This is a genomic window from Nitrospira sp., assembly GCA_015709715.1.
Taxonomy (GTDB): domain Bacteria; phylum Nitrospirota; class Nitrospiria; order Nitrospirales; family Nitrospiraceae; genus Nitrospira_A.
Window position 1 is genome coordinate 467,215 of record CP054184.1, and the last position, 23,968, is coordinate 491,182.

Sequence of the window (23,968 nt, forward strand, 5' to 3'; positions counted from 1 at the left end):
AACGGGAATCATTTCGACGGTAAAATGGCTGGCATGTCATGAAACAGGCCGTTCAAACACTCTCCCTGGCGATCTCCCACTCTCTGTGTCAGCCGGTACGCGAGGTCGGCATCTGTCTTACCCAGTTCGCTTAACACATCGAGAGCCTCTTCCGTGGCCTTGTCCAAAGCGAGATGGGCCACCTGGGACGGGGACGGAGGGGACTGCGGAAGACGGATGACGGTACAGGGCCGAGTGAGGTGTTTGGCAAGAAATTCCGCCATGAACTGGTACCCGGAAGACTGTGCGTCAAGAGCGACTGACAGGGCTCGTGATCCAAACTGCCATTCCACAATCCCCCAGGAGGTAGCATTTTTCTTGATTGGCTCTCCCTCGGGAGGTGCACAGGTGCCGACCGATAAAATCTCCACCGGTTGTCCTGGGGCTGCCGTCTCGAGTGCTTCTATCAAGCCAACGAGCACTGGGTTGTTGGCCCATAGACCACCATCAACAAAAGTACGGGCATGGGCAGGATCGTCCGGATCAGGAATCTTGGCGATCGGCAAAAACATGGGAGCGGCGCTCGTAGCCAGACATAGATCAACCAGCCGATATTTGTCATCTCTCCGCTTGTTCGCCAGATGAGGCGTCTTAAAGACCCAGCTTTTCTGATTCCCCATATTGACCGTGGGAATACAAAGCGCAACCTTCCGCAACTTGAAAACTTGCTCAAGCGTGAGATCGCCAAAAAACTCCCACAACGCCTGTTTCAACGTCTCTACGTCGCATGAGGCCTTCGAGGCATTCCTCCACCCCCACCTGACGAGGCTCGCAAACGTTGACGGCATTGGATCGATAAAGATCTTCGGTCCAAACTGTCGATAAAGGGTGATCAGCTGCTCCATTGGAACTCCCTTGGCAAGCCCACATGCCAGGATTCCCCCCGTACTGGTTCCAGTGATCAGATCAAATCCTTTGCCGATATCCAAGGACGCGACATCGCGTGAGCGCCCGAACCGAGCCGCCAAAGTCTGCAGCAAGACCGCTGTGTAGAGTCCCCGCATTCCTCCACCATCGAGGGCAAGAACGCGATATGGATGTGTGTGCTCGTTCGTCATTGGTAACGCCACCGCGGCATCATTATTCGCCTATCCTCGTCCACTCTTGTTTCTTGTTCTGTCGTTGATAACGTATGTTTGCCCTTGCTTTGGCGTGGGTGGAAGTGGTTCGCCTTTCACTACGGTTCTCTCTTCCCCGGTATTTCCTCCTCGTTGTCCGCGAATACCGTATTGCGCGGATACTGGAGCCGGTGTACCAGGTTTGAACGGACCTCTTTTTGGCATGACTATCTCCTTATTAGGTTAATGTTCACTACGCTCACTCACGGCTATAGATCAAAAAAACCAAAAGGCCGCCCCCACCTTAGTTGTTTCCAAGGCAGTCGCGGCCTCTCCGTCAAACTGACGGTGCCTCTGCGACTAGGTTATTTTTGCAGCCGGATTAAATGATTCCGTTTGGGACTTTAATCCAAGCGTTACAACGGCATTGGACAGTCAGTTGACCACCAAGGCGGTGAACCGCCTTATATCTGGTCACTAGACGCCCGTCACGCTCCTGAGCGCTTTCAATAACTGCGCTTCTACAACGAGGACATCTAATCTTGATCGGCTCTTGCTCCATATCACTCTCCGATTATGCTGGTTTTCGTAGTAAACAGGTTTATTTTTCCGTTAACGACTATGTTTTTCAGTTAATGACTTAATTTTTCTCCACACTACGAGCAGCCGCTCGTCTCGCCGCAGCTCATGCACTTCAGGCAGGTTCCGTTACGCACGAGCGTGAACTGCTTACAATTCTGACAGGGGTCGCCCTCGTAGCCCTTCTCCCTGGCTTCCTGACGCACCGAGGTGACGGTCAGAGTTTCCCGCTTCAGCTCCAGTTTGTGGGCGACGCTGCCGTTCCCATTACCCTGCCGGCGGCTATGGCCATTGCCGCCGTGCAGTCCGTTCCGGCGGACCGGCAGGTGCTCGGTGAGGATCGAGGCCTTTGCGAGCGCGCTCATGTCCGCCTCCTCCTCGACGCACTCCGGGTCCTGCTCGTCCTTCTTCATCGAATCCATCCGCAGGTCGTCTTCCTGCACCTGCGACAGGTCCTTCCGTTCGAGATAGGTGATCGCCAACTCGCGGAAGATGTAGTCGATGATCGACGTGGCCATCTTGATCCGATCGTTCAATTTGACCGGCCCGTTCGGCTCGAATCGCGTGAAGACGAAGGCCTCCACGAATTCCTCCAACGGCACGCCGTGCTGCAGGCCGAGCGAGATGGCGATGGCGAAGTTGTTCATCAAGCTGCGGAACGCCGCCCCTTCCTTGTGCATGTCGAGGAAGATCTCGCCGAGCGTGCCGTCTTCGTATTCACCGGTCCGCAGGTAGACCTTGTGGCCGCCCACGATGGCTTTCTGCGTGTAGCCGCTGCGCCTGGCCGGCAACGGTCGTCGTTTGGCCAGGTACCGCACCAACACGCGTTCGGCGACTTTTTCCGCCACGCTGGCGACCGTCGGCGCCACCTCCGCCGCCTTGCCGCTGTCCGAGGACGCATTCAACGGCTGGCTGAGTTTGGAACCGTCGCGGTACAGCGCTACCGCCTTGACCATACTCTTCCAGGCGAAGAGATAGGCCGACTTCACGTCCTCTAAGGTGGCATCCGCCGGCATATTGATGGTCTTGCTGATCGCGCCGCTGATAAAGGGCTGAGCCGCGGCCATCATGCGGATGTGCGCATCCACGGCGATCGAGCGTTGCCCGATTCGCCCGCACCGGTTCGCGCAATCGAAAATGGGCAGGTGCTCGACTTTGAGGTGAGGCGCCCCCTCCACCGTCATGGTACCGCAGCAATAGTCATTGGCGGCCGCCACCTCCTCCTGCGTGAAGCCCAGGAACTTGAGCATGTTGAAGGTGGGGTCGACCAATTGCGCATCGCTGATGTGCAAATTCTCCCGGCAGAACTCCTCACCGAGGGTGAATTTGTTGAAGGCGAACTGGATCTCGAACGCCTGCGCCAGCGAGCCTTCCAGTCGCTCCAGCGCCGCATCGTCGAACCCCTTTTGCCGCAACACCTCATGGTTGATGAAGGGCGCACCCTTCAAGGTCTGATGACCGACGCAATAGGCGACGATATCCCGAATCTGTTGGTCGGTATAACCCAAGGCCGACAAGGCCGGGGGCAGGCTCTGGTTGATGATCTTGAAGTACCCGCCGCCCGCCAGCTTCTTGAACTTCACCAACGCGAAGTCCGGTTCGATACCGGTGGTGTCGCAGTCCATCACCAAGCCAATCGTGCCGGTCGGAGCAATGACCGTCACCTGGGCATTCCGGAACCCATAGGCAGTCCCCAATTCCAGGGCTCGATCCCAGGCTCGCCGGGCCGCCAGCAACAGGGCCGGAGGACAATGCTCCGGTTGGATCGACATGGGCTTGATCGTCAAGCCCTCATAGTCATCGGCGGGCGCGCTGTAGGCGGCACGCCGGTGGTTGCGAATGACGCGCAACATCGCCTCACGGTTGCTGACGTAGCCAGGGAATGGGCCGATCTCCGCCGCCATTTCGGCCGAGGTCGCATAGGATTCGCCGGTCATGATCGCCGTGATGGCGCCGCAAATCGCGGTCGCCTTGGGCGAATCGTAAGGCACGCTCTGTTTCATCAGGATGGTGCCGAGATTGGCATAACCCAGGCCGAGCGTCCGGAACTCGTAACTCTTTTGCGCGATGGCGCGGCTCGGGAACGACGCCATCAACACGCTGATCTCGAGCACGATGGTCCAGATGCGCACGGCATGGCGGAACGACTCCAAGTCGAACTCGCCTTCCGCGTTGTAAAACTTGGCGAGGTTGAGCGACGCCAGGTTACAGGCCGTGTCGTCCAGGAACATGTATTCGGAACAGGGATTGGACGCGTTGATCCGGCCGTCATTCGGACAGGTGTGCCATTCGTTGATCGTGGTGTCGTATTGGGTGCCGGGGTCGGCGCAGGTCCAGGCCGCCCAAGCGATCTTGTCCCACAACTCGCGCGCCTTGACCGTCTTGCTGACCTTGCCGTCGGTGCGGCGCCGCAACTCCCAGTCACCGTCCCGCTCCAGCGCGTCGAAAAAGCCGTTGGGAATCCGCACGCTGTTGTTCGAGTTTTGCCCCGAGACGGTCTGGTAGGCCTTGCCGTCCCAATTGGTGTCGTATTCATGGAACACGAAGTGGGTGTAGCCCTGCTTTGCATAATCAAACATGCGGTGGATGTAGGCCTCCGGCACCATGTCGCGGCGCGCCGCCGCCACGGCATCCCGCAAGGCCTGGTTCTTCTTCATGTCCAATTCGACCGTGCCCTCCGCCGTCACGCAGGCCTTGAGCACGCTGTTGAGGCGCTGAGCGCAGATCTTCGACCCGGTGACCATGGCGGCCACCTTCTGTTCCTCCACCACCTTCCAATCGATGAACTCTTCGATGTCGGGATGGTCGAGGTCCAGGCAGACCATCTTGGCCGCGCGCCTGGTGGTTCCGCCGGACTTGATGGCGCCGGCGGCGCGATCGCCGATTTTGAGGAAGGACATCAAGCCGGAGGAACGTCCGCCGCCGGAGAGAGACTCGCCGTCGCCCCGCAAGCGCGAGAAATTCGTCCCGGTGCCGGACCCATACTTGAACAACCGGGCCTCACGGACCCACAGGTCCATGATGCCGTTCTCGTTGACCAGGTCGTCCTCGATGGACTGGATGAAGCAAGCATGCGGCTGGGGATGTTCGAAGGCGTTGGTAGCCTTGACCACCTCGCCGAGCTTGGGATCGACATAAAAATGGCCTTGCGCCGGGCCCGACAGTCCGTAGGCATAGTGCAGCCCCGTATTGAACCACTGAGGACTGTTGGGAGCGGCCATCTGGTGGGCCAACATGTAGCAAAGCTCATCGTGAAAGACCGTGGCATCCTCGGGCGTCTTGAAATAGCCGTGGTTCTTGCCCCAGAAGGTCCAGCAGCCCGCCAGCCGCTCGAACACCTGGCGCGCATCCCGTTCTCCGCCCAAGACCGGCTTGCCGGCCTGATCCAACACCGGCTTCCCGTCCGCATGGACCTGCGGGACACCGGCTTTGCGGAAGTACTTCTGCGCCAGAATATCGATCGCCAACTGCGTCCAATGTTCCGGCACGTCGATCTGATCCAACTTGAAGACCGTCGATCCATCGGGATTCCGGATCTCCGAGGAACGTTTTACGAACGCAAGACCCTCATAGGGGCTCTGCCCACGCGTGGTGAATCTTCGTTCAATTCTCACTGGTTCCTCCTTCGAGAGAAAACTGAAAGATGATGGGAGCGGCGAACGACCATGGCGAGCCTGGCTATGTGTGGAAGTGAGGGCGCCTGATTACGTTCAGTCTGGTGGTCGACGCCTTGCCCGACGAAAGATGCTACTAGATATAGTGATCCGATTTTTTTGTCAAACAAAATGTTGTGGCAACGCTGTGATATCTGGGGATAAGGTGGTGATAGCAGGAGCGCCAGATCTGGCGCTGCGTTGGCCGCATTTTCGGCCAGGTTATCCACAACAATCCCCGCTCTCAGGTCGGTAGGACTTTTATACCGGAGGCGAGAAAAATGTCCGGCTGGACTCAGAAAGCCAGCCGACCGACCTTCAGCGTCGCCTCCTCGACCCCGTGTACCGGTACGAACTGGCCGCCGACGCCCAACACCAGCACCGATTGGTCCAGCACATTCGTCTCGAACAGGCTGAGGAGCCCGAAATTCGTTCGCACCGTCTTGGGCCGCACAAGCCCCTCGATCAACTTGCCGCCCTGCGCGCGCACGACCTGCTTGATCAAATCACGGTCGCCGCGCGGAGCCGACTGATCCATCTTGTCGAGTTCCGCCGCCAGTCGCACCTCGATAAAGCGTAGATAGGCCTCCATCGTGGGATTCGTCGCGGCCAGCCCCACCGCCACGGCCAAGCTTGCCGTCACCGCGGCCAATGTCCCTGTCCTCATGCCTCCTCGCCGCCGCACTAACCAGGCCGCTGCCGATGGTGGTTCGGCATAGCGGCCGGTTTGACAAATACCACGCGCCTGTTTAGCTTACGCCCCATTTGATGCAATTGAAACCCCGGACCGCTCGGTACGGCGGTGATCAGGAGGACCTCATGTTCGTGTGGAGTAAGCGTCTCGTCGGCGGGCTACTGGGGGGCTTCGTGCTCCTCATTGCAATCTTTCTCGTTCAGGGTGAGCCGGAATCGGTCAGCGGCCTGAAGATCCATACCACGCGATGGATGGCCGCCAACTACATCGGGCTGTTGATCTGGGTATTCGTCTGGATGTTCGATCAGGCCCGTGTGCGGGGAAAAAACGTATGGCTGTGGCTGGTGCCCTTCGCGCTGGCGCCACTCCCGACGCTCATGCTGTTCGTGCTGTTCCTGCAAAAAAAGCTGAAGCCGTAAGAGGTATGAAAGGAAGCAGGATATGGTTCCAGATTCGCCGAGGCATGACTGGCTTCCCCGGCAGTGACCTTGGCTCCATACGCACTCCCTGCCGCGTTGAGTTATGACGCCCACCTCAGATCAAGCTTCTTCTGATTGAGCGCGCAATCCCGCAGATACAAATTGATGAGATTCTGGTATGGCATCCCGATTTCGTCGGCCAACCCCTTGAAGTAGGCCACGGTCATTTTGTCACAATCGAATCGTGATCGGTTGCTTCAGCTGCCCCCGATACGGATTACGCTGCCCTTTCACCTTTGAGAAATCATATTCCGCCCTCATACATCACCTCTTATAATGCTCGCCCTCCTGTCGTGTCGCTTTTCTGGCTGAAATAATCCGGATGACGGAGTCTCGCTCCCGATAACAGTGACACACAATCAGAATACGCAACGTAAAACTCAGGCCCAGCATGAGAGATGCCCGTTACCGCGCGATGCTGGATACAGTCTCACACCATTCCGGGAATCTTCAGCAAGACACACTCGCTTCACTCTTCCCCTCATTCATCTCCGCATGCTGGGCTACTGGCCTGCGAAGTACCCACAACAGCCATAACCCCGGCAGCGCGGCGAGAACGGTCACGAAGAAGAAAGGCCCCCATCCGGCGACCCCGACCAGCTTGGCCGCCGGCCAGCCGAGAAAGACCCGTCCGAGGGCTTCCACAGAAGAGAGCAGGGCGAACTGGGTCGCCGTGTAGCGATGGTTGCAGAGCGACATGACCAGCGCCACAAAGGCCGCGGTCCCCATGCCGCCGGTCAAATTTTCGAATCCGACCGTAAAGGCCATGACGGCGTAATTCTTCCCAGCCCAGGCCAGCCAGAGAAACGAGAGGTTCGACAACGCCTGCAGGATTCCGAACAGCAGCAGCGAGCGATACAGTCCCAGCCGCGGCATGAGGCCGCCGCCGATGAAGGCGCCCAGGATCGTCGCTCCGATCCCGAAGGCCCGGACTACCCCAATGTCCTCCGAAGAAAACTGCATACCGCGAAGCAGGAACGACGTGGTCAAGGCCCCGGCAAAGGCATCACCGAGTTTGTACAGCACAACCAACCCCAACAACGCCCAGGCCATGGGGCGCGACAGGAATTCCGCCAGGGGCCCCCACACCGCCTCCGCCATCGACTGCGGCGCGGATCGCGCCGCCTCCGGTTCGGGAATCAGGAGGATGGTCAGTACCCCGAGCGCCATCAGCCCGGCCATGCAGAGATAGGCGGAGGACCAGCCCAAGCGGGCCGCCACGATCAGCGCCAACGAGCCGGACGTAATCATGGCAATGCGATACCCCATCACCCAGGTGGCGGCACCCAACCCCCGTTCGTCCGGCTTCAACAGATCCGTGCGGTAGGCGTCGAAGACGATGTCTTGCGAGGCCGAGAGAAAAGCGACCCCCAAGGCCAGCGCCGCAAAGAGCTGGGCGCTTCCCGACGGGCCGACGAGCGCCATCGTTGCCAGCGCCAAGGCCAGTCCGCTCTGGGTCATGATCATCCAGCCGCGACGGTGGCCAAGCCAGGGCGGCACGATCCGATCCATCACGGGGGCCCACAGAAATTTCAACGTGTAGGGAAGCCCAACGTAAGCGAACAGGCCGATCGTCGCAAGGTCCAGCCCCTCCTCGGTCAGCCAGGCTTGGAGGGTGGCGCCCGTGAGGGCCAACGGGAGCCCCGAGGCGAACCCCAGGGGCAACATGGTCCCGAGTCGCGGAGTCGACAGCGCGCGGAGGGTCGTCCGGCTCATGCGATTTCGTATGATAAGCGAATCACGAGCTGCAGCATACCACTGCCGTAGGGCCGCTGCGCATCAGAATCGCGAAAGGTTAACGGGCCGCCGCCGATTCAAGGAGGCTTTTCCGCAAACGACCTGGTATAAGAGGGCCAGCCACGAGAAGAGGGATGACCATGACCAACTTAGGCCTGTGGTGGAATGCTAAGTATGTCGAGCTGGAACCGACGGAGCTGGCCGTCGGCGGAGCCTTGGCAATCCTGATCGGCGCGGCAGTTCTGTACGTCATCATCAAGGTCCTGAGAAGTCGGATCGTGAAATTGATCGGCATGGGAGCGCTGCTGCTCACGGCGGCCTTCATCGGTTGGCTGGTGGTGGATCAGCAAGTGCGGGGGGAACGTGAACGGATTGCGCAGATCTGGAGTCGCACGTTCGACAACAATGAGATCAAGGATTTCGAGTCCTGTGTCGCAAATCGCTCCCCGCGGATCGCAGGCACGCAGTACCGCGTGGAATTGGTAACGGAGTGCGGCGAGGTCGCCAAGGCGATCAAACAGGGTTTGGAGGCCCGCTGATCATCGCACTGGGGCGTCCGTCCTCAGGTACACAAACCAATACACGAGCGCCACCAGCAGGGTCCCGCCGATGATGTTGCCGAGCGTGACGAGCCCAAGATTCACAAGCGCGCCCGCAACCGACAGGGATGCCGCGCTCCCGGCGGCCAGGACGAGGCCCAACGGCAGGAAAAACATGTTGGCGACCGAATGTTCGAAACCGCAGGCCACAAAGGCGCTGATCGGCAGGACGATGGCCAAAATCTTGTCCGCCACGCTCCGCGCCCCCATGCAGAGCCAGACAGCCAGACAGACCAGCACATTGCAGAGAATGCCGCGCGCCACCGCCTGAACGGGATCGAGCGCGATCTTGCTGCGCGCAATCTTCACCAAGGTCTCGCCCACCGCCCCGTCGCCCAACGTCTGCACCCCGGCCGACCAGACAAGTGCCGCAGTGCCGACAGCCCCCAGCAAGTTCCCCAGATAGACCCAACACCAATTCCGAACCACCTGATGGGTCTGAACGCAGCCGGCGGCCCAGGCCATGGCAATGAGGTTGTTGCCGGTGAAGAGTTCCGCCCCGCCCACGACCACCAGCACCAGGCCGAGGCTGAAGGTCAGGCCCCCGGCCAACCGCAGCAGCCCGAAGGGCGGAGCCGCCGCCCCCGGTCCCGTCGTCACGGTCACGGTATAGAACAGCGCGCCCAGCGAAATAAAGGCACCGGCTAGGACGGCCAAGCCGACCATCGTGGAGAGGGGCGTGCTGACCTTGGCCAAACCGACCTTACAGACACGCGCGGCGATCTCGGGAGGAGGATAGGCGTCGGCGACGGACACAGTGGAAGGCGTAGTGGATTCCGTCGTCACGTGATCAACATCGCATGGATCGGCGCCGCGCGGACCCCGGTCGCCGAGCATTTCTCAACCCGCACCGTCGACACCTTGTACTCAGGACACTTGGAGCTCTCGTCGGCGCTGGACGACAACAGGACATTCACATCTCGGTCGGGAAAATGAAAACTGGTGAAGAGTTCTCCTGGTTGAACCCGTTCGCTCACCACCACCGGGAGGGTCGCCTCCCCGCGCGCGCTGATCAAGCGGACCAGCTCGCCGTCTCGCACCTCCAGCCGTGCAGCGTCGCTCGCATGCATCTCGAGGACGTCGGTATCGACCACCTGCATGATGCCGGTCCGTCTGGTCTGAGCGCCGCAATTGTAATGCTGCAGGATGCGTCCGGTGATCAACACCAACGGATAGGCCTCGCTCGGAGATTCGCCGGGCGGTAGATAGTCCACCGCCACGAACTGCGCCTTACCCTTGGGGAACGAGCGGTCGTGCATCAAGGCCGTACCGGGATGGTCGGTCGACGGGACCGGCCACTGCAGCCCCTGGGCTCCTTCCAAACGATCGAACGACACCCCCGCAAACAACGGCGCGAGTTGGGCGATCTCATCCATGATGGCCGAGGGGTGGTCGTACCACATGGGATACCCCATGCGTGCCGACACTTCGCAGACCACTTGCCAATCCGGCAACAGGCCGTCGGGCGGCTCCACCACCTTGCGGATGCGCTGAATCCGCCGTTCCAGGTTGGTGAAGGTGCCATCCTTTTCGAGGAACGAGGCGCCGGGAATCACCAGATGCGCCAGCTTGGCCGTCTCGCTCAGAAACAGATCCTGCACGATGAGGAACTCCAGGTTCTTCAGGGCGGCATGGACCTTCTTCAAGTTGGGGTCCGTCTGGGCCACGTCATAGCCGATGACCCAGAGGCTCTTGAGCGTGCCCGCCAAGGCCGCATCCCACATATCGGGCGTTTTCATGCCGCGCGCGGTCGGCAGCGGGCGTCCGGTCACCGCCAGGTGGGCCGCCGCCAAGGTTGGATCGTTCAACGATTGGTAGCCGGCAAAGTAGGTCGGCAGGCAGCCGACGTCCGAGGCCCCTTGCACATTGTTCTGGCCGCGCAGGGGATTGATCCCCGTCCCGGGCTTGCCGATATTGCCGGTCGCCAAGGCCAAGTTGACCAAGGCCATGACCCCGTGGCTTCCCCATCGATGTTCGGTCATGCCGAGGCCGTGCAGGGCCATCGAGGCCCCGCTCGTCGCATAGAGGCGGGCCGCTTGGGCGACCAGGTGAGCCGGGACGCCGGTGATCTGGGCCGTGCGCTCCGGTTCGCAAGCCTCGACCGTCTTGACCCACTCCTCGAACCCCTCGGTCCGTTCGCCGACGAAGGCCTGGTCTACCAGATGCTCTTTGACGATCACGTGGCCCAGACCGTTCAACAGCGCGACGTTCGTGCCGGGATGTAATTGGAGATGCAGATCCGCCAACCGGGCCAGTTCGGTCCGGCGGGGGTCCACCACGATGAGCGGCACCCCTCGCCGCATGGCCTGTTTGATGCGCGCCCCGACCACGGGATGCGACTCAGTCGGATTCGCGCCCACCACCAGCAGCAGGTTTGCCGCCTCCACATCCTGGATGCTGTTGGTCGCCGCCGAGGCGCCGAGTGTCTCCATCATGCCGGTGACGGTTGCGCTGTGGCAGACGCGGGCGCAATTGTCGATGTGGTTGCTGCCGATCACGCAACGCATGAACTTGCCGAACAGATAGTTCTCCTCGTTCGTGCCTCGGCTGGATGAAATGGTCGCGAGCGCATCCGTCCCATGCTGCTCCTTGATGCGCATCCATTCTTGGGCGATGCGATCGCAGGCATCCGACCAGGAAATCTCCACCCACTGGTTCCCCTGCCTCAGCAGCGGCCTGACCAGCCGGTCCTGTGCATAGTTGTAGGTCCAGCCGAACCGACCCTTCATGCAGGCATGCCCCTGGTTCGACGGGCCGTCGTCCGCGGGCACCATGCTGACCACGCGCCCATTGCGCACGCCTGCGTCGAACGCACAGCCGACGCCGCAATAGGCGCAGGTAGTGCGGACGGCCTTTGTCGGCGGCCCCTGTGTGACGATCGTCTTCTCCACCAAGGCGCCGGTGGGACATTCCTTGACGCAGGCTCCGCAGGACACGCAGTTCGACGAAGCAAACCCTCCCGCCTGGCCGGTCAAGGCGGCGGCCCCGGCCGTCGGCCTGGCCTCGAATCCGCGATGTAACATCGTCAGGGCATGGGTGCCTTGGATTTCATCGCAGGCTCGCACGCAGCGGGCGCAGGAGATACAGATCGCATTGTCGAACGAGAAAAACGGATTGGAGTGGTCGACGACCTGCGCGCGCAACGCCGGCTGCCGATACCGTACCTTCTCCAGCCCCAACCCCTTGGCCAAGCGCTCCAATGCCTCGGGATGCTCTCCGCCGGCCGGCTGTTCCGAGCGATACAGTTCGAGGATGTTCCGGCGAAGCCGAGTCAATCGTTCGCTTTCCGTGTGCACCACCATGCCCTCGCGCACGGGCGTGGTGCAGGAAGCCGGCAGCCCCGCCTGTCCCTCCACCTCACAGAGACAGAGCCGGCAGGAGCCGAACGGGTTCAAGTGGTCGGACGCGCACAGGCCGGGAATCGCGATCCCGGCCTTCTTGGCCGCGCTGTAGACCGTCTCGCCCGGCGAGGCCACCACGAGCCGATGGTTGATGGTGAGTTTCATGGTCCGCTCTACGCGTTCAGCTTGCTCCGGAACTCCGACGGAAAATGTTCGATGGCCGTCAACACCGGATAGGGCGCCCTGCCGCCGAGGGCGCAGAGACTGGCAACCTTCATGGTCTCGCCCAGGTCGTGCAACAACGCAAGGTCGTCCAGGCTGCCGCCGCCGCTCTGGATACGTTCGAGGATTTCGCGGCCGCGGACCGACCCGATTCGGCAGGGCGTGCATTTGCCGCAGGACTCGTAGGCGGTGAAGGCCATGAAGTGCCGGGCCAGGTCCACCATATCGGTCTCATGGTCGTAGACGACGATGCCGCCATGGCCCAGCACGGCGCCGGCTTGGGCGAAGGCATCGTAACAGATCGGCAGATCCAACTTGGACGAGGGAAACAGACTTCCCAGCGGTCCGCCGACCTGCACCGCCTTGAACCGCGCCCCGGGCGCCATCCCGCCGCCGAACTGATCCAGCACCTGCCGCAGGCTCATGCCGAAGGGTACCTCCACCAGACCCGGTTGCTTCACCCGCCCGCCCAATTGCAACACCATGGTGCCGCTCGACCGCCCCGTGCCCAATGAGGCATACCAGGATCCTCCCCTCGCCAGGATCGAGGGGAGGATGGCGAACGTGAGCACATTGCTCACGATAGTGGGACGGCCATAGAGCCCGGCTTGAGCGGGATAGGGCGGCCTGGCCCGCACCACGCCTCGTTTGCCTTCGAGCGATTCCAGCAGGGCGGTCTCCTCGCCGCAGACGTAAGACCCTGCCCCCTCGACGACCTCGATGGGAAAGGGCTCCCCGTCCAGCTCCAGCAGCTCCGCTTCGTCCGCCTTGAGGATGGCGGCGCGGAGGGTCGCCGCGGCGGCGGGATATTCTTGGCGGCAATAGACATAACCGCGGCTCGCGCCGATCGCACGGGCGCAAATCAGCATGCCTTCCAACAGCCGGAAGGGATTCCCCTCCAAGATCATTCGATCACAGTAGGTGCCGGCATCTCCCTCGTCGGCATTCGCCACCACGTACTTTTCATCCGCTTCAGCTTGCCGTGCGACCAGCCACTTATTCCACACCGGAAAGGCGGCGCCGCCGCGGCCACGCAACCGGGACTGTTTGAGTTCCTCGATGATGGCGTCCGGCCCCATGTGCAGGGCCTGTTGCAGCCCCTGAAGCCCGCCGCGCGCCTGGTATTCATCCAATGCCAAGGGCTCCGTCTCGCCGAATTCGGCAAAAGCGATGCGGGTCTGGCGCGCGAGAAAGGGAATCGCCTCGACCGGCGTGCCGCCCGTTCCGGCGAGGATGCGAGGCAAATCGTCCTGGGTCACATTGAACCAGGCGATTCGTCCCGCTGCGCTGTCGCGCTCCACCATCGGTTCCAGAAAGAACGCACCGCGGGACGAGGTGCGGATGAGCTGCAGGTCGGGCCGCTCAGCCCAGGCATCGGCCAGTGCGGCAGCCCCGGCGGCTCGCGCCGACGTGTCATTCGAAAGGTATAGTCTCGTCGCCATGTTCCGTCACCGATACCGGTCCAACAGGCCATCGAGCTGCGACGGCAACACCCGTCCGTAGAGATCGCGATCGATGATCACCGTCGGGGCCACCGCGCAATTGCCGGCGCAGGACATAGTCTCCAACGTGAACTTCCCCCCGGCGGTGGTTTCGCCTGCATCCACGCGCAGCCGATCCTGCACCCACCGCAAGAGCCGGCTGCAGCCGTTGGCATAACAGGACTCCCCCATACATAGGCGGATCACGTGACGCCCGGGCGGCGCGTCGCGGAGATCCGGGTAATAGGACAGGACTCCCGCTACCTGAGCCGTCGTCGTCCCCAGTTGATGCGCAATGCCGCCGATCGCTGCAGGAGTAATCGCGCCCTCTCGCTCCTGCAGGGAGAGCAGGGCCTTGAGAATATTTGGTTCAGTCATTTCCGACCTCTCAACAGAGACCGACATGCGCACGGAGTTTGTTGTAGTCGAAAGCCGAGACGCCCGAACGGAGCAGCCCCAGATCGGTCTGCTCCATCTCAGTGATCAAGGCTTCGACGCGGACCCTTCCCTCGGCGCTCGCCGCGGCATGGCGCGGCACATCACCTCCCAACGCGGGCGATTCGCGGTCGGCCCATTCCAGGTACGCGGTCTCGAAAAACGTATTCAGCAGCGCGCGGTCTTCCTCGGCTGTCACCACCACCGTGAGGGGCTCATCGGCTGCCAATTCAGCCGGAGTGACACGGCGAAGCGGCGGCTGTTCGATCTCCCCCCTGAAATGGAGCGAAAATCCGAAAGCGGCTGCCAAGGCATGCTTGATCGTATCCAATCGTTCCCGTGAGTCACACTCGACATACAGCTGCGTCCCCGTGATGGTCACCCGCCCCACTGCCTGATCCGCCGCTCCTTTTTCGGTGAGCACCCATCGACGCAGTTTCTTCGGCATCGGCGCACCGGGCGGAAGCGTCGGCGGCTCCTCCTGCCATCCGTCCAACAACCCCATCCCGCTGCTCAGGCAAGTGAATTCGTGGTGCTCGTACAGCGCAACCACATAAAAACAGGGCGTCCCTCCGGCAGTCCTGTAGCGAATCTCGCTGACCGCCTCCACGAGCGCCCCCAACCGCATCCGCGCGAACGTCCGCAGCAGCACATACCCAAAACGTTTGGCGAATTCCGGCCAGTCGCCGAGTTCGAAGGCGCCGCCCACCACCTCCATTTCCCGGCGTTCGTCGCAGGCGCTCTCGTACAGCGCCTTCGCATCCTGCGGCGACAGGATAAGCAACGGCCCCGCCACCACCGCCAAGGGGCTCTCAGGATCACCGGGCTCGCGGATCAGGCGGGTGAAGAGAGATGACCCTGCCTCCGGATCTGGCCCCAGGCGCCCCACCTCGACCTCGTAGATCCGGCCGTTTCCGAGCGAGCGTAACCCGCGGCGAGCCGCGCCGGGAGAAAGGGGCAAGACCTCCATCAGATCCATATAGGAATGTTTGAGCGGATCCAACCAGGCCCGTTGTTCCTCAGGAATATGTTCCGTGATGACGTCGCGCAGCTGCTCGATCAAGGTCAGCTGGCCGTCCTCCGGATAGAAATCGGCGTAGAGGAAGAGATCGGCCAATTCGACTTCTTCGGGCAACGGCGAAAGCGGCGACTGCGCGCCCATTTCCACATAGACCTGCAGCGCCCGCCGAAGCGCGATCTGACGCTGCAAGGCGAACTCGGGCGCCATGGACAATCGGTCCAACCGATTCAAGAGCTGATCCAGCTCCTTCGACACCTCCACCGACCGTCCGATCGTCCGCTCACTCCCGAGCTTCATGGATTTCCTCCATGACGATCGCCTCGGCGTCCAGCCAGTCCTGCAGGGCATACCCCTCTCGGAATCCGCGCTCCCTCCACAATTCGTAAGCTTTCTGCGAAATCCGCTCCCACATCCCGTCCGGCAACTCGATCGAGGCGGGGCCGGTCGCCAACTGCTTCTTCGCCGAGGTCTTCATGGCTCGCTCCTTTGGTCAAGGGATCCCACGATTACGTTTCTCCAAGAGGCACGATGCGTTCCGAATCCGTCGGGACCGTGAACTGCCGAACCGTCAACACCGGACAGGAGGCATGGCGCAACATGGCTCCTGCGATGCTGCCCACGAGAATGTGCGACAACCCTCGCCGGCCATGCGTCCCCATAATCATCAGATCGAATCCTTCCTGCGTAACATAGGACGCGATAGAATCGGCTGGCAAACCGGGCTTCAACACGTACGCGGCCCTCACGCCCTGCGCCGCCAGGCAGTTCGCCAGTACCTGTAACCGCTCCTCCAAATACTCCCGTTGCCGCCGCCATTCGTTCGCATGGCTCAGACTGAAGTCCAGTCCGTAGGCCACCGGTTCCATGGCATGCAGGAGGGTCAGGGCTGCGCCGCTGTGTTTCGCAAACCGCGCGGCATACTCGAGAGCGTCCAAGGAACAGCGGGAGAGGTCGACCGGCGCCACGATCCGCTTGAGGTCTCCCGCTGCGCCGCTGCCCGCAGCGCCCTTCGGGGCCTTGACCGACAGGACGGGACAGGGTGCCATCCGCACGACCCGCTCGGCCGTGCTGCCGATCAAGACATGGTCCAGCCCCGTACGGCCATGGGTGCCCACCACCAACAGGTCGGCCCCGATCTCCGTAGCGACCGTCTGAACCACCTGGCTTGGAATACCGACTTCGATGCGGGTGGCGGCCGATCGCCCCCCTGCGCGAGCGCGCGCCGTCGTCCCCTCCAACTTGCGCGCGGACTCGTCCCGGAGGTGGTCCAGATACATCTTGTTGACCGTGTAGTCCGGGTCCATGCCCGGATAGAACTCAAGGACGGTCAGGACAGTGAGCTCGGCCTGCCATTGCGCCGCCAGGGCCACTGCATAATCCAGAGCCCGATCCGCACAGGCGGAAAAGTCGGTGGCAAAGAGAATCCGTGTGATCAGCGGTGCCATGGTTCAAACCGCCTCCACGTTCAAGAGCAGCAACTCACCCTTCATGTTCGGATGAATAGAGCAACGGAATTCATGCCGCCCGGGCCGTTCCATCGTGAAGCGGATGGTCGCCTCCTTCCGGCCATCGAGGAAGACGCCGCCGATACCCCTCCCGTACGAGAGAACGCCGCCCGACTCGACCCTGGTTTGAACACCGTCGAACATGGCGGATCCAAAATCGTGCCGCTCCTCATCCCTATTCGAGATGGCGATCACGGTGGGGACCCCCAGGCGCAAGGGCACCTGTTTCGTGACAAACGCAAAATCCTTGATCGTGACCTCGATCCGCTGTTCGGCCTGCGCCCCGCCCTGCGAACAGAGCGCCAACACGAACCCGATCGCAGACATCCATCGCCCTGTCGAAAGCCTGCTTCCGCCCATGGTTCCTCCTTCAAATGGTTTTGCTCGCGCGAGCCTTCATCCGCTTGGCCGGCAGCGGAACCGTGAGGACCGGGCACCCCGCGGTCCGCACGACCTTCTCCGCCGTCGTGCCGAAGAAAATCTTATCCACTCCGCCGACCGCCCCGCCATAACTGCCCATCACCACCAAGTCCACCCCCTCTACGCGGGCCGTCCGGGCAATTTCTTCGAAGGGGTTGCCGGCCGCCAACAACCGCCGCACGGTCACGCCTTTCGCATCCTCCCAGGCCAAGAGTTCTCTCGCCTTCAAGCGGGCGTAGTGATGAAGTTGTTTCTTCTGTTTGGCGGCTTCGGAAGGAGCGGCCAACCCCAGGCGATTCAGCGCATCCAAGCTCTTGGTATCAATCACGTGCAACAGCAAGACTTCCGCCTGAAACTGTTTGGCAAGCGAGAGCGCCAGACGGAACGCCTCTTCGGAACAGGAAGAAAAATCCACCGGCACGAGGATTTTGGAAAAGAGACGCGTCGCCATCACCCCTCCCTGACTGACCTCTTTACACCATTCCGCCTACCAATTGCTCAGCAAAGCTAGTGCCATCCGAACGGATGCCGCGACGACCGGCAGCCGTAGGAAGGACGGCACTTATCGCACTGGGCTCCCATGCGCCCTCTGCAACCGTCATCAATCGGGGGTGTCCTGCTACAGCATCCGCATGTGTCCTGTAGCGGAACGCCACAGATTTGGCCGAAGTGGCTCGTGCTGTCTGCGGACCTCGGTGGCACTGCTCTTGCTCGACCTGAGAAGAAAGGACTCAACTATGTCGCAGACAAGGTGGCTCTTGCTCGGAGCGGTGGTGGTGGGATTGACCGTCGCTCTGTACCTGATCTTCTTCTGCCCAACTGAGTGCCATTGAGCCTTGCTGGATATCTGTTTCCGATGAATCCCCTATGCCGACTGCCGCCGACTTGATGACCGCTCTGGTTCCACGAGCCGGTGCCGAAGACACCGTGGCGGCGGCCCTCGCGAACCTGCGAGGATCGGAGTGGTCGGAAGTCGGGCACCTCTACCTTGTCGATGCCCATGCCCACCTCGTGGGGCAGGTGCCGATCGAGCGGCTGCTCATCGCGCCCGGCGAACAGGTCCTCGAATCTCTCCGGGGGGATCCACCGATCGAAGTCCGAGCGGGAGAAGACGCCGAGGTGGTGGCGTTGCTGGCAGTCGAACGCCACGATGCCGATGTGGCCGTCACCGATACGGATGGGGTGCTGCTGGGAGCCATCCCCATCGGACGCTTGCTGGCACAGCTGCACGACGAACATGTGGACGACCTGTTGCGGATGGGAGGCCTCGGTGCCAAGTATCCAGCCCCGACGGCGCCTCCGAGCGCGGCAGCCGCGTTCCGAGCCAGGATCCCCTGGTTGGTCGTCGGCCTTGCGGGCGGCATGCTGGCCGGCGGAGTCGCTGCAGCCTTTGAGGAGGCCTTGCGACAGGAAATCGCCCTGGCGTTCTTTCTACCCCTCGTCGTCTACATGGCAGATGCGGTGGGAACCCAGACGGAAACCCTCCTGGTGCGGGCCTTGGCTTACGGTCACGTCGACCTCACACCACAACTGCTACGAGAGGGGCTGGTCGGGCTCCTCTTGGGCGGCGCCATCGGAGCCCTGGCGGGGGTGACGTTCCTATGGTTCGACGGGCGCGGTTCTATCGCCCTGGTGGTCGCCGTCACCCTCGGAGTCACGGCCGTCGTCGCCACCATCGTAGCCAGCCTGCTCCCGATGGCGCTCGCGCGATTGGGGGCGGACCCCGCGTTGGCCAGCGGACCCGTGGCAACCGTGTTGCAGGACATTCTGAGCGTCGCCATTTATCTCGGCATCGCCTCGACCATTTTGCACTGGTAGGGAGGCCGACGAGGCACGAGAGGACCACGGAGCATGGACGCACACACGCAGCAGGTGACAATTGCCGGAAAGGATATCTCGCTGGATGGATTACTGGGATTGGCCGACCGGGCCAAGGGCGTGGTCGCCTTTGCCCATGGCAGCGGCAGCGGACGATTGAGTCCCCGCAACCAGTTCGTCGCTCGCCACCTGCAGCGAGGAGGCTTTTCCACGCTTCTTTTGGATCTCTTGGAGCCGGATGAGGCGGACGATCGCCGCAAGGTATTCGATATCGATCTGCTTGCCGACCGGCTGCTCCTCGCAGCGGCCTGGCTGGGGAAACAGAACCGTACCGCGGGACTCCCTCTCGGATACTTCGGTGCGAGCACCGGCGCCGGGGCCGCCCTTCAAGCTGCCGCGCGCGAGCCGCATCTGGTGGGCGCCATCGTCTCGCGCGGCGGTCGGCCGGACCTTGCCGGCCCCTACCTCAGCCGGGTCACGGCGCCGACGCTGCTCCTGGTGGGCGGTGATGACGAGCCGGTGATCGGAATGAATCAGGAGGCCCTCGTTCGATTACGCTGCCCCAAGCAACTCATGATCATTTCCGGCGCCACGCACCTGTTCGAAGAGCCGGGAACCCTCGAACAGGTCGCGGAGGAGGCCCTCCGTTGGTTTACACGGCACTTGGCCGCCGACTCACCCACAGCAAGCCGCACAGAGCGAAAGGAGTCCATACCATGAAGCTGGTTCTTGCCGTCGACGGCTCCGACCATTCTTATGAAGCCGTCCGGGCCTTGAAGTACCTACGGCGCGCCGACGAGTTGACGATTCTGCACGTCGTCGACCCGCCTCGGCCCTCCTACCCGATGATGATGTCCGATGTCGCACAGGACCTCTACCGCCAGTTGGAAGAGAGCATGAAGGAGGATGGCGAGCAGCTCCTGACCCGCGTCCATTCTCTCTTGCCGCCGCACAGCGGACCGGTCACGAAGCGGCTGGAAGTGGGCTCGCCCGCCGACATCATCGTGAGCATGGCCGAATCCGGCCATGCCGATCTGGTCGCCATGGGCGCCAGAGGGTTGGGCCCGGTCTCTGAGCGGTTGTTCGGAAGTGTCGCCCACCGGGTGCTCAGTTATGCTCCCTGCGCCAAGCTCTTGGTGAAGGAGCCGCTCCGGGCGTTGGACAAAATCCTGCTGCCGATCCAGGGCCAGTATGATGCCGACGCGGCGATCCGGTTTCTGGAGAAGCAGCCCTTTCACAAACCGGTCGAGATCCTCCTCTTGACCGTCCTCCCACCGACCCGGCCGCCCTGGCCCGTGGACCACGCCGCAGCTGAGCAACTCGAGGCCCAAACCCTCCGACATGCGCGTGACTTCGTCGAGGATGTGGCGACCAAGGTTCGTGCGCTCGGACATCACACCCACAGCGCGAGTCTCCTGGGAAGCCCTGCGGCTACGATCGTGCACGAGGCGGAGAAGGCCGGGACGGACTTGATCATGGTGGGCTCGCGTGGGAGACGCGGTATCACCCGCATGGTTCTGGGCAGCGTGTCCCATGCGGTGTTGCACCAGGCTTCCAGTCCGATCCTGGTATTCGAGTAACGGCGGCCGGGGACGTATCGGCAAGAGGCCGGAGCACAAGCGAGACAGGTCTCAGCAGGGCTGTCCGTTGAAGAGGCAGGGCTTGTAGCGGGCGATGTCGAACTCGACGTCTTCCTGGTAGACGCGCTCGTTGCCGTTCACCCCGTCTTGGTCGGGATCATTCCACATCGTGTGGTTCCACCAATAGAAGAGTGGGTACTGCTCCGTGTAGTAGACGGGATTCCCATAGTTGCTGCGTGAATAGTCCTGCACCAATCGTCCGGTTATGTAGTCCACCTTTCCGTCGCCTTTGAGGGAATAGAGCATGATGAACAGACGGGTCTCATGGTCATACAGCTCATCCACGCGACTGTTGACGTCTGGCTCGACCGGAAGATTTTCTTTGGGCCACCCCGCAGTCCACGGGAGGAGCAGCAGTGCGAGGAGCAGGACGGCAGTGATGGTGCGATGGTTCATCATGATTCGCTCGCGCGACGCACACCCGGGCCCAAGCGATTGCGGTCATGCTACCACCCGCCTGAGACCTGTTCAAGCCGCACGGTGAGTTTTCCTCCCGCACTCGGCTTGCCGATGGCTCAATCTCCCACTTATAATCCCGCCCATGCTTTCGTCGCACCAACCGCGCGCCTCGTTCCACACTCTTGGTTGCCGGCTCAGCCAATCGGAAACCTCGATGTTGGCGGACAGCCTACAACGCCAAGGGTACCGGCTCGTAGAATACGGCGAGGAGACCGATCTCCTTGTGCTCAATACCTGCTCCGTCACGGAAAACGCCGAAAAGGATTGTCGGTACGCGGTGCGCAAGACATTGCGTCATTCACCGCACGCCTTCGTCGCCGTCACCGGCTGCTATGCACAAACGGGCGCCTCCCGGCTCCAGAGCGTCTCGGGTATCGACTTGATCGTCGGCACGCAGTTCAAGATGAACCTGCCGGACTATCTGCCGGCACCGACCGAATTGCGGAAACAGCCGGCTGCGGAACTTCGGCATAGCCGCACGATCGACCGCGAAGACTTCGTCCTGCCGGGAACGGCCTACTCCGATTCCACGCGCGCCCTGCTGAAGGTCCAAGACGGGTGCGACTTCATGTGCAGCTTCTGCCTCATTCCCTTCGCGCGGGGGCGTGAACGCAGCCGGGTCCTGGAAGACGTGTTGCGTGAAGCACGGGAACTGGCCGCCCACGGCTATCGGGAGTTGGTGCTTACCGGCGTCAATATCGGCCGCTACCACCACCAGGGCGCGACGCTGGTGGACCTGTTGCGCGCGCTCGACCGCGTGCCAGGCGTCGAACGGATCAGAATTTCTTCCATCGAACCCACGACCGTTCCCCTCGACTTGCTGGAGTACATGGCGGGATCACCAAAGGTCTGTCGGTATCTGCACCTTCCGCTCCAAAGTGGAGACGATACGATTTTGCAGGCGATGAACCGCCGCTATAACGTCGAAGAATACAGGCGCTTAGTCGACCATGCTCGTGCGCTCATGCCGGATCTCGGGCTCGGAACGGACCTGATGGTGGGGTTTCCCGGTGAGGACGAAGATTCCTTCGCCAGAACGGTGCAAGTCGTGGCGAGCCTTCCCTTTTCTTACTTTCATGTGTTCAGCTATTCCGCGCGGCCCGGCACAGCGGCGGCCCGCCTCGACTGCCCGACTCCTCCCGGCCTGATACGACGGCGCAGCAGAGCTCTGGCGGAACTCTCGCGCGCGAAGACCGTAGAGTTCTACCAACGTTATCTTGGCCAAACCTTGCCGATCCTGTTCGAACAAGGAGAGCGGGCCGGTTTTCGAACCGGCACCAGCGGCCACTTCATGAAAGTGGCCGTTCCAGCACGACTCGTCGAAGCAGGCTCCATCCATGATGTGACGATCACCGGCGTCACGGATGGCCTGGCCTACGGGCGCCTCGCCGATCCCGGTTTTTCGACTTCTTTACGGACACTCCTATGAAAGCCCATAAAGTCCACATCGAAACCTTCGGCTGCCAAATGAACGAGTATGACTCGGAACTCGTGCGATCCCTGCTGCGCAAGGCGGGATTCGAGTTCACCGAAGACCGAGAACGAGCCGACGTCATGCTGATGAACACCTGCGCCATCCGCGAGAATGCCCACAATAAGGTGTTCGGCCATCTCTCGGAGCTCAAGACCGTCAAGGAACAACGCCCTCTGGTGGTCGGCGTGCTCGGATGCATGGCGCAGAACCTCAAGGAAGAGTTGACGGAGCGGCAACCGCTCGTCGATGTGCTCGTTGGTCCGGATGGATACCGTCAACTCCCCGTGCTGCTGGCCAAGGCCCTGGAGAGCGAGGAGCAGGGACACGCCCAACGAGGCCTGGCCGTCGACCTGTCTGAGTACGAGACCTACGACGACGTCCTGCCGGAACGTGACGGAGGGATGAACGCGTGGATCGCCATCATGCGCGGCTGCGATAACTTTTGTAGCTTCTGCGTCGTCCCCTACACGCGAGGGCGCGAACGGTCACGTGATCCGCAGGGACTGCTGCGTGAGGTGGAGGCTGCGGTGGCAAGCGGCCATTCTCAGATCACCTTGCTGGGGCAAAACGTCAACTCATACCGCTTCGAAGATTGGGACTTTGCGCGCCTCATCCTCGCGGTGGCGGAGGTGTCGGGCGTGCAACGCGTGCGGTTTACGTCTCCACATCCCAAGGATTTTCCGCCCGCCCTGCTGGATGCCGTGGCCGGCCACCCGAACATCTGCAAACACATCCACTTGCCGTTGCAGTCCGGAAACGATCGCATCTTGGATCTCATGAACCGTACCTATACCCGCCGGGAGTACCTCGACCTGGTCAGGCTCATCCGTCGGCGACATCCTGGGATCGCCCTGACCACCGACATCATTTGTGGGTTCTGCTCCGAAACGGAAGAGGAGTTTCTCGACACCTATCGAGTCGTCGAGGAAGTCACCTATCAGTCCGCCTACGTGTTCAAATACTCCGAGCGCAAAAACACGATCGCCGCTCGGAAATATCCGGATGACATTCCCGAAGAGGTGAAAGGTGAACGCGTCAGCCGTCTGGTGGACCTGCAACGTCCGATCACGGCCCGTTACAACAGGGGCCTGATTGGGCAGACGCTGCCGGTCATGGTCGAGAACGACTCCAAGCGGTCTTCCGATCAATGGATGGGTCGGACCGATACGAATATTACGGTCATCTGGAATAAGGACGATGCGCCGGCTACCGTGGGTAGCATTCAGCCCATCACGATCCACGAGGCCAATGCCGCCGCCTTGATGGGGCGCCTCGTTCGCCCCCTTGCCCACACTTGAACAACGATTGCCAATT

22 protein-coding genes are annotated in these 23,968 nt (G+C 61.6%); 7 read left to right on the forward strand and 15 right to left on the reverse strand.

Annotated features, from left to right (window positions below; translation table 11 throughout):
* Positions 1-8 precede the first annotated feature (8 nt).
* The 3 genes from HRU82_02170 to HRU82_02180 all read right to left on the reverse strand — a co-directional run bounded on the left by HRU82_02170 (position 9) and on the right by HRU82_02180 (position 5,996).
* The gene (locus HRU82_02170; protein QOJ33825.1) at positions 9-1,043 is read right to left on the reverse strand and encodes a patatin-like phospholipase family protein; all 1,035 of its coding nucleotides are present in this window, start codon (positions 1,041-1,043) and stop codon (positions 9-11) included.
* Positions 1,044-1,753: 710 nt separating this feature from the next.
* On the reverse strand, positions 1,754-5,290 hold the full coding sequence (locus HRU82_02175; protein ID QOJ33826.1) for a vitamin B12-dependent ribonucleotide reductase: 3,537 nt from the start codon (positions 5,288-5,290) through the stop codon (positions 1,754-1,756).
* A gap of 334 nt (positions 5,291-5,624) precedes the next feature.
* Positions 5,625-5,996: a DUF4359 domain-containing protein gene (locus HRU82_02180; protein QOJ33827.1), complete on the reverse strand. Its 372-nt coding sequence runs from the start codon at positions 5,994-5,996 to the stop codon at positions 5,625-5,627.
* Between the two features lie 152 nt (positions 5,997-6,148).
* Between HRU82_02180 and HRU82_02185 the strand changes: the two genes are divergently transcribed.
* A complete protein-coding gene (locus HRU82_02185; GenBank protein ID QOJ37083.1) occupies positions 6,149-6,442 on the forward strand; it encodes a hypothetical protein in 294 nt (97 codons plus the stop codon).
* Positions 6,443-6,766: 324 nt separating this feature from the next.
* On the opposite strand, the gene HRU82_02190 is transcribed toward HRU82_02185, so the two are convergent.
* Together HRU82_02190 and HRU82_02195 are read right to left on the reverse strand one after the other, a co-directional pair.
* Entirely contained in the window at positions 6,767-6,895 is a 129-nt protein-coding gene (locus HRU82_02190) for a BrnT family toxin (protein QOJ33828.1), read from the reverse strand.
* Positions 6,896-6,952: 57 nt separating this feature from the next.
* Positions 6,953-8,218 (reverse strand): MFS transporter, encoded by a 1,266-nt coding sequence (locus HRU82_02195; GenBank protein QOJ33829.1) that lies wholly within the window; start codon positions 8,216-8,218, stop codon positions 6,953-6,955.
* Between the two features lie 161 nt (positions 8,219-8,379).
* On the opposite strand from HRU82_02195, the gene HRU82_02200 reads away from it, so the two are divergent.
* Positions 8,380-8,778 carry a hypothetical protein gene (locus HRU82_02200; protein ID QOJ33830.1) on the forward strand — a complete coding sequence of 133 codons (399 nt, stop codon included), beginning with the start codon at positions 8,380-8,382 and terminating at the stop codon, positions 8,776-8,778.
* Here HRU82_02200 and HRU82_02205 read toward each other — a convergent pair whose 3' ends face one another.
* From HRU82_02205 to HRU82_02245, 9 genes are read right to left on the reverse strand one after another with little or no spacing between them, the layout of a single operon-like run.
* Entirely contained in the window at positions 8,779-9,675 is an 897-nt protein-coding gene (locus HRU82_02205; protein ID QOJ33831.1) for a formate/nitrite transporter family protein, read from the reverse strand.
* Positions 9,621-12,344 carry a formate dehydrogenase subunit alpha gene (gene fdhF, locus HRU82_02210; GenBank protein QOJ33832.1) on the reverse strand — a complete coding sequence of 908 codons (2,724 nt, stop codon included), beginning with the start codon at positions 12,342-12,344 and terminating at the stop codon, positions 9,621-9,623. Before fdhF ends, HRU82_02205 begins: the two co-directional genes overlap by 55 nt.
* Positions 12,345-12,352: 8 nt before the next feature.
* Positions 12,353-13,843: an SLBB domain-containing protein gene (locus tag HRU82_02215; GenBank protein QOJ33833.1), complete on the reverse strand. Its 1,491-nt coding sequence runs from the start codon at positions 13,841-13,843 to the stop codon at positions 12,353-12,355.
* 6 nt (positions 13,844-13,849) lie between these two features.
* Positions 13,850-14,260 (reverse strand): NAD(P)H-dependent oxidoreductase subunit E, encoded by a 411-nt coding sequence (locus HRU82_02220; protein QOJ33834.1) that lies wholly within the window; start codon positions 14,258-14,260, stop codon positions 13,850-13,852.
* 10 nt (positions 14,261-14,270) lie between these two features.
* A complete protein-coding gene (locus HRU82_02225) occupies positions 14,271-15,635 on the reverse strand; it encodes a hypothetical protein (protein ID QOJ33835.1) in 1,365 nt (454 codons plus the stop codon).
* Positions 15,619-15,813, reverse strand: a complete 195-nt coding sequence (locus HRU82_02230) for a DUF2934 domain-containing protein (GenBank protein ID QOJ33836.1) — start codon at positions 15,811-15,813, stop codon at positions 15,619-15,621. The genes HRU82_02225 and HRU82_02230 overlap by 17 nt, the downstream gene beginning before the upstream one ends.
* A 31-nt stretch (positions 15,814-15,844) precedes the next feature.
* Positions 15,845-16,783: a universal stress protein gene (locus tag HRU82_02235; GenBank protein QOJ33837.1), complete on the reverse strand. Its 939-nt coding sequence runs from the start codon at positions 16,781-16,783 to the stop codon at positions 15,845-15,847.
* Positions 16,784-16,786: 3 nt separating this feature from the next.
* A complete protein-coding gene (locus HRU82_02240) occupies positions 16,787-17,170 on the reverse strand; it encodes a hypothetical protein (GenBank protein ID QOJ37084.1) in 384 nt (127 codons plus the stop codon).
* 43 nt (positions 17,171-17,213) lie between these two features.
* Positions 17,214-17,714 (reverse strand): universal stress protein, encoded by a 501-nt coding sequence (locus tag HRU82_02245; GenBank protein ID QOJ33838.1) that lies wholly within the window; start codon positions 17,712-17,714, stop codon positions 17,214-17,216.
* Positions 17,715-18,130: 416 nt separating this feature from the next.
* Between HRU82_02245 and HRU82_02250 the strand changes: the two genes are divergently transcribed.
* The 3 genes from HRU82_02250 to HRU82_02260 are packed head-to-tail and all read left to right on the forward strand — an operon-like array spanning position 18,131 to position 20,661.
* Positions 18,131-19,081 (forward strand): magnesium transporter, encoded by a 951-nt coding sequence (locus HRU82_02250; protein ID QOJ33839.1) that lies wholly within the window; start codon positions 18,131-18,133, stop codon positions 19,079-19,081.
* Positions 19,082-19,114: 33 nt separating this feature from the next.
* Positions 19,115-19,801: a dienelactone hydrolase family protein gene (locus HRU82_02255; GenBank protein QOJ33840.1), complete on the forward strand. Its 687-nt coding sequence runs from the start codon at positions 19,115-19,117 to the stop codon at positions 19,799-19,801.
* Positions 19,798-20,661 carry a universal stress protein gene (locus HRU82_02260; protein QOJ33841.1) on the forward strand — a complete coding sequence of 288 codons (864 nt, stop codon included), beginning with the start codon at positions 19,798-19,800 and terminating at the stop codon, positions 20,659-20,661. Before HRU82_02255 ends, HRU82_02260 begins: the two co-directional genes overlap by 4 nt.
* 51 nt (positions 20,662-20,712) lie before the next feature.
* On the opposite strand, the gene HRU82_02265 is transcribed toward HRU82_02260, so the two are convergent.
* The gene (locus HRU82_02265) at positions 20,713-21,117 is read right to left on the reverse strand and encodes a hypothetical protein (GenBank protein QOJ37085.1); all 405 of its coding nucleotides are present in this window, start codon (positions 21,115-21,117) and stop codon (positions 20,713-20,715) included.
* A gap of 145 nt (positions 21,118-21,262) precedes the next feature.
* On the opposite strand from HRU82_02265, the gene mtaB reads away from it, so the two are divergent.
* Both mtaB and miaB read left to right on the forward strand, forming a co-directional pair.
* Positions 21,263-22,609: a tRNA (N(6)-L-threonylcarbamoyladenosine(37)-C(2))-methylthiotransferase MtaB gene (gene mtaB, locus HRU82_02270; protein QOJ33842.1), complete on the forward strand. Its 1,347-nt coding sequence runs from the start codon at positions 21,263-21,265 to the stop codon at positions 22,607-22,609.
* Positions 22,606-23,952 carry a tRNA (N6-isopentenyl adenosine(37)-C2)-methylthiotransferase MiaB gene (gene miaB / locus HRU82_02275; protein QOJ33843.1) on the forward strand — a complete coding sequence of 449 codons (1,347 nt, stop codon included), beginning with the start codon at positions 22,606-22,608 and terminating at the stop codon, positions 23,950-23,952. Before mtaB ends, miaB begins: the two co-directional genes overlap by 4 nt.
* Positions 23,953-23,968 lie beyond the last annotated feature (16 nt).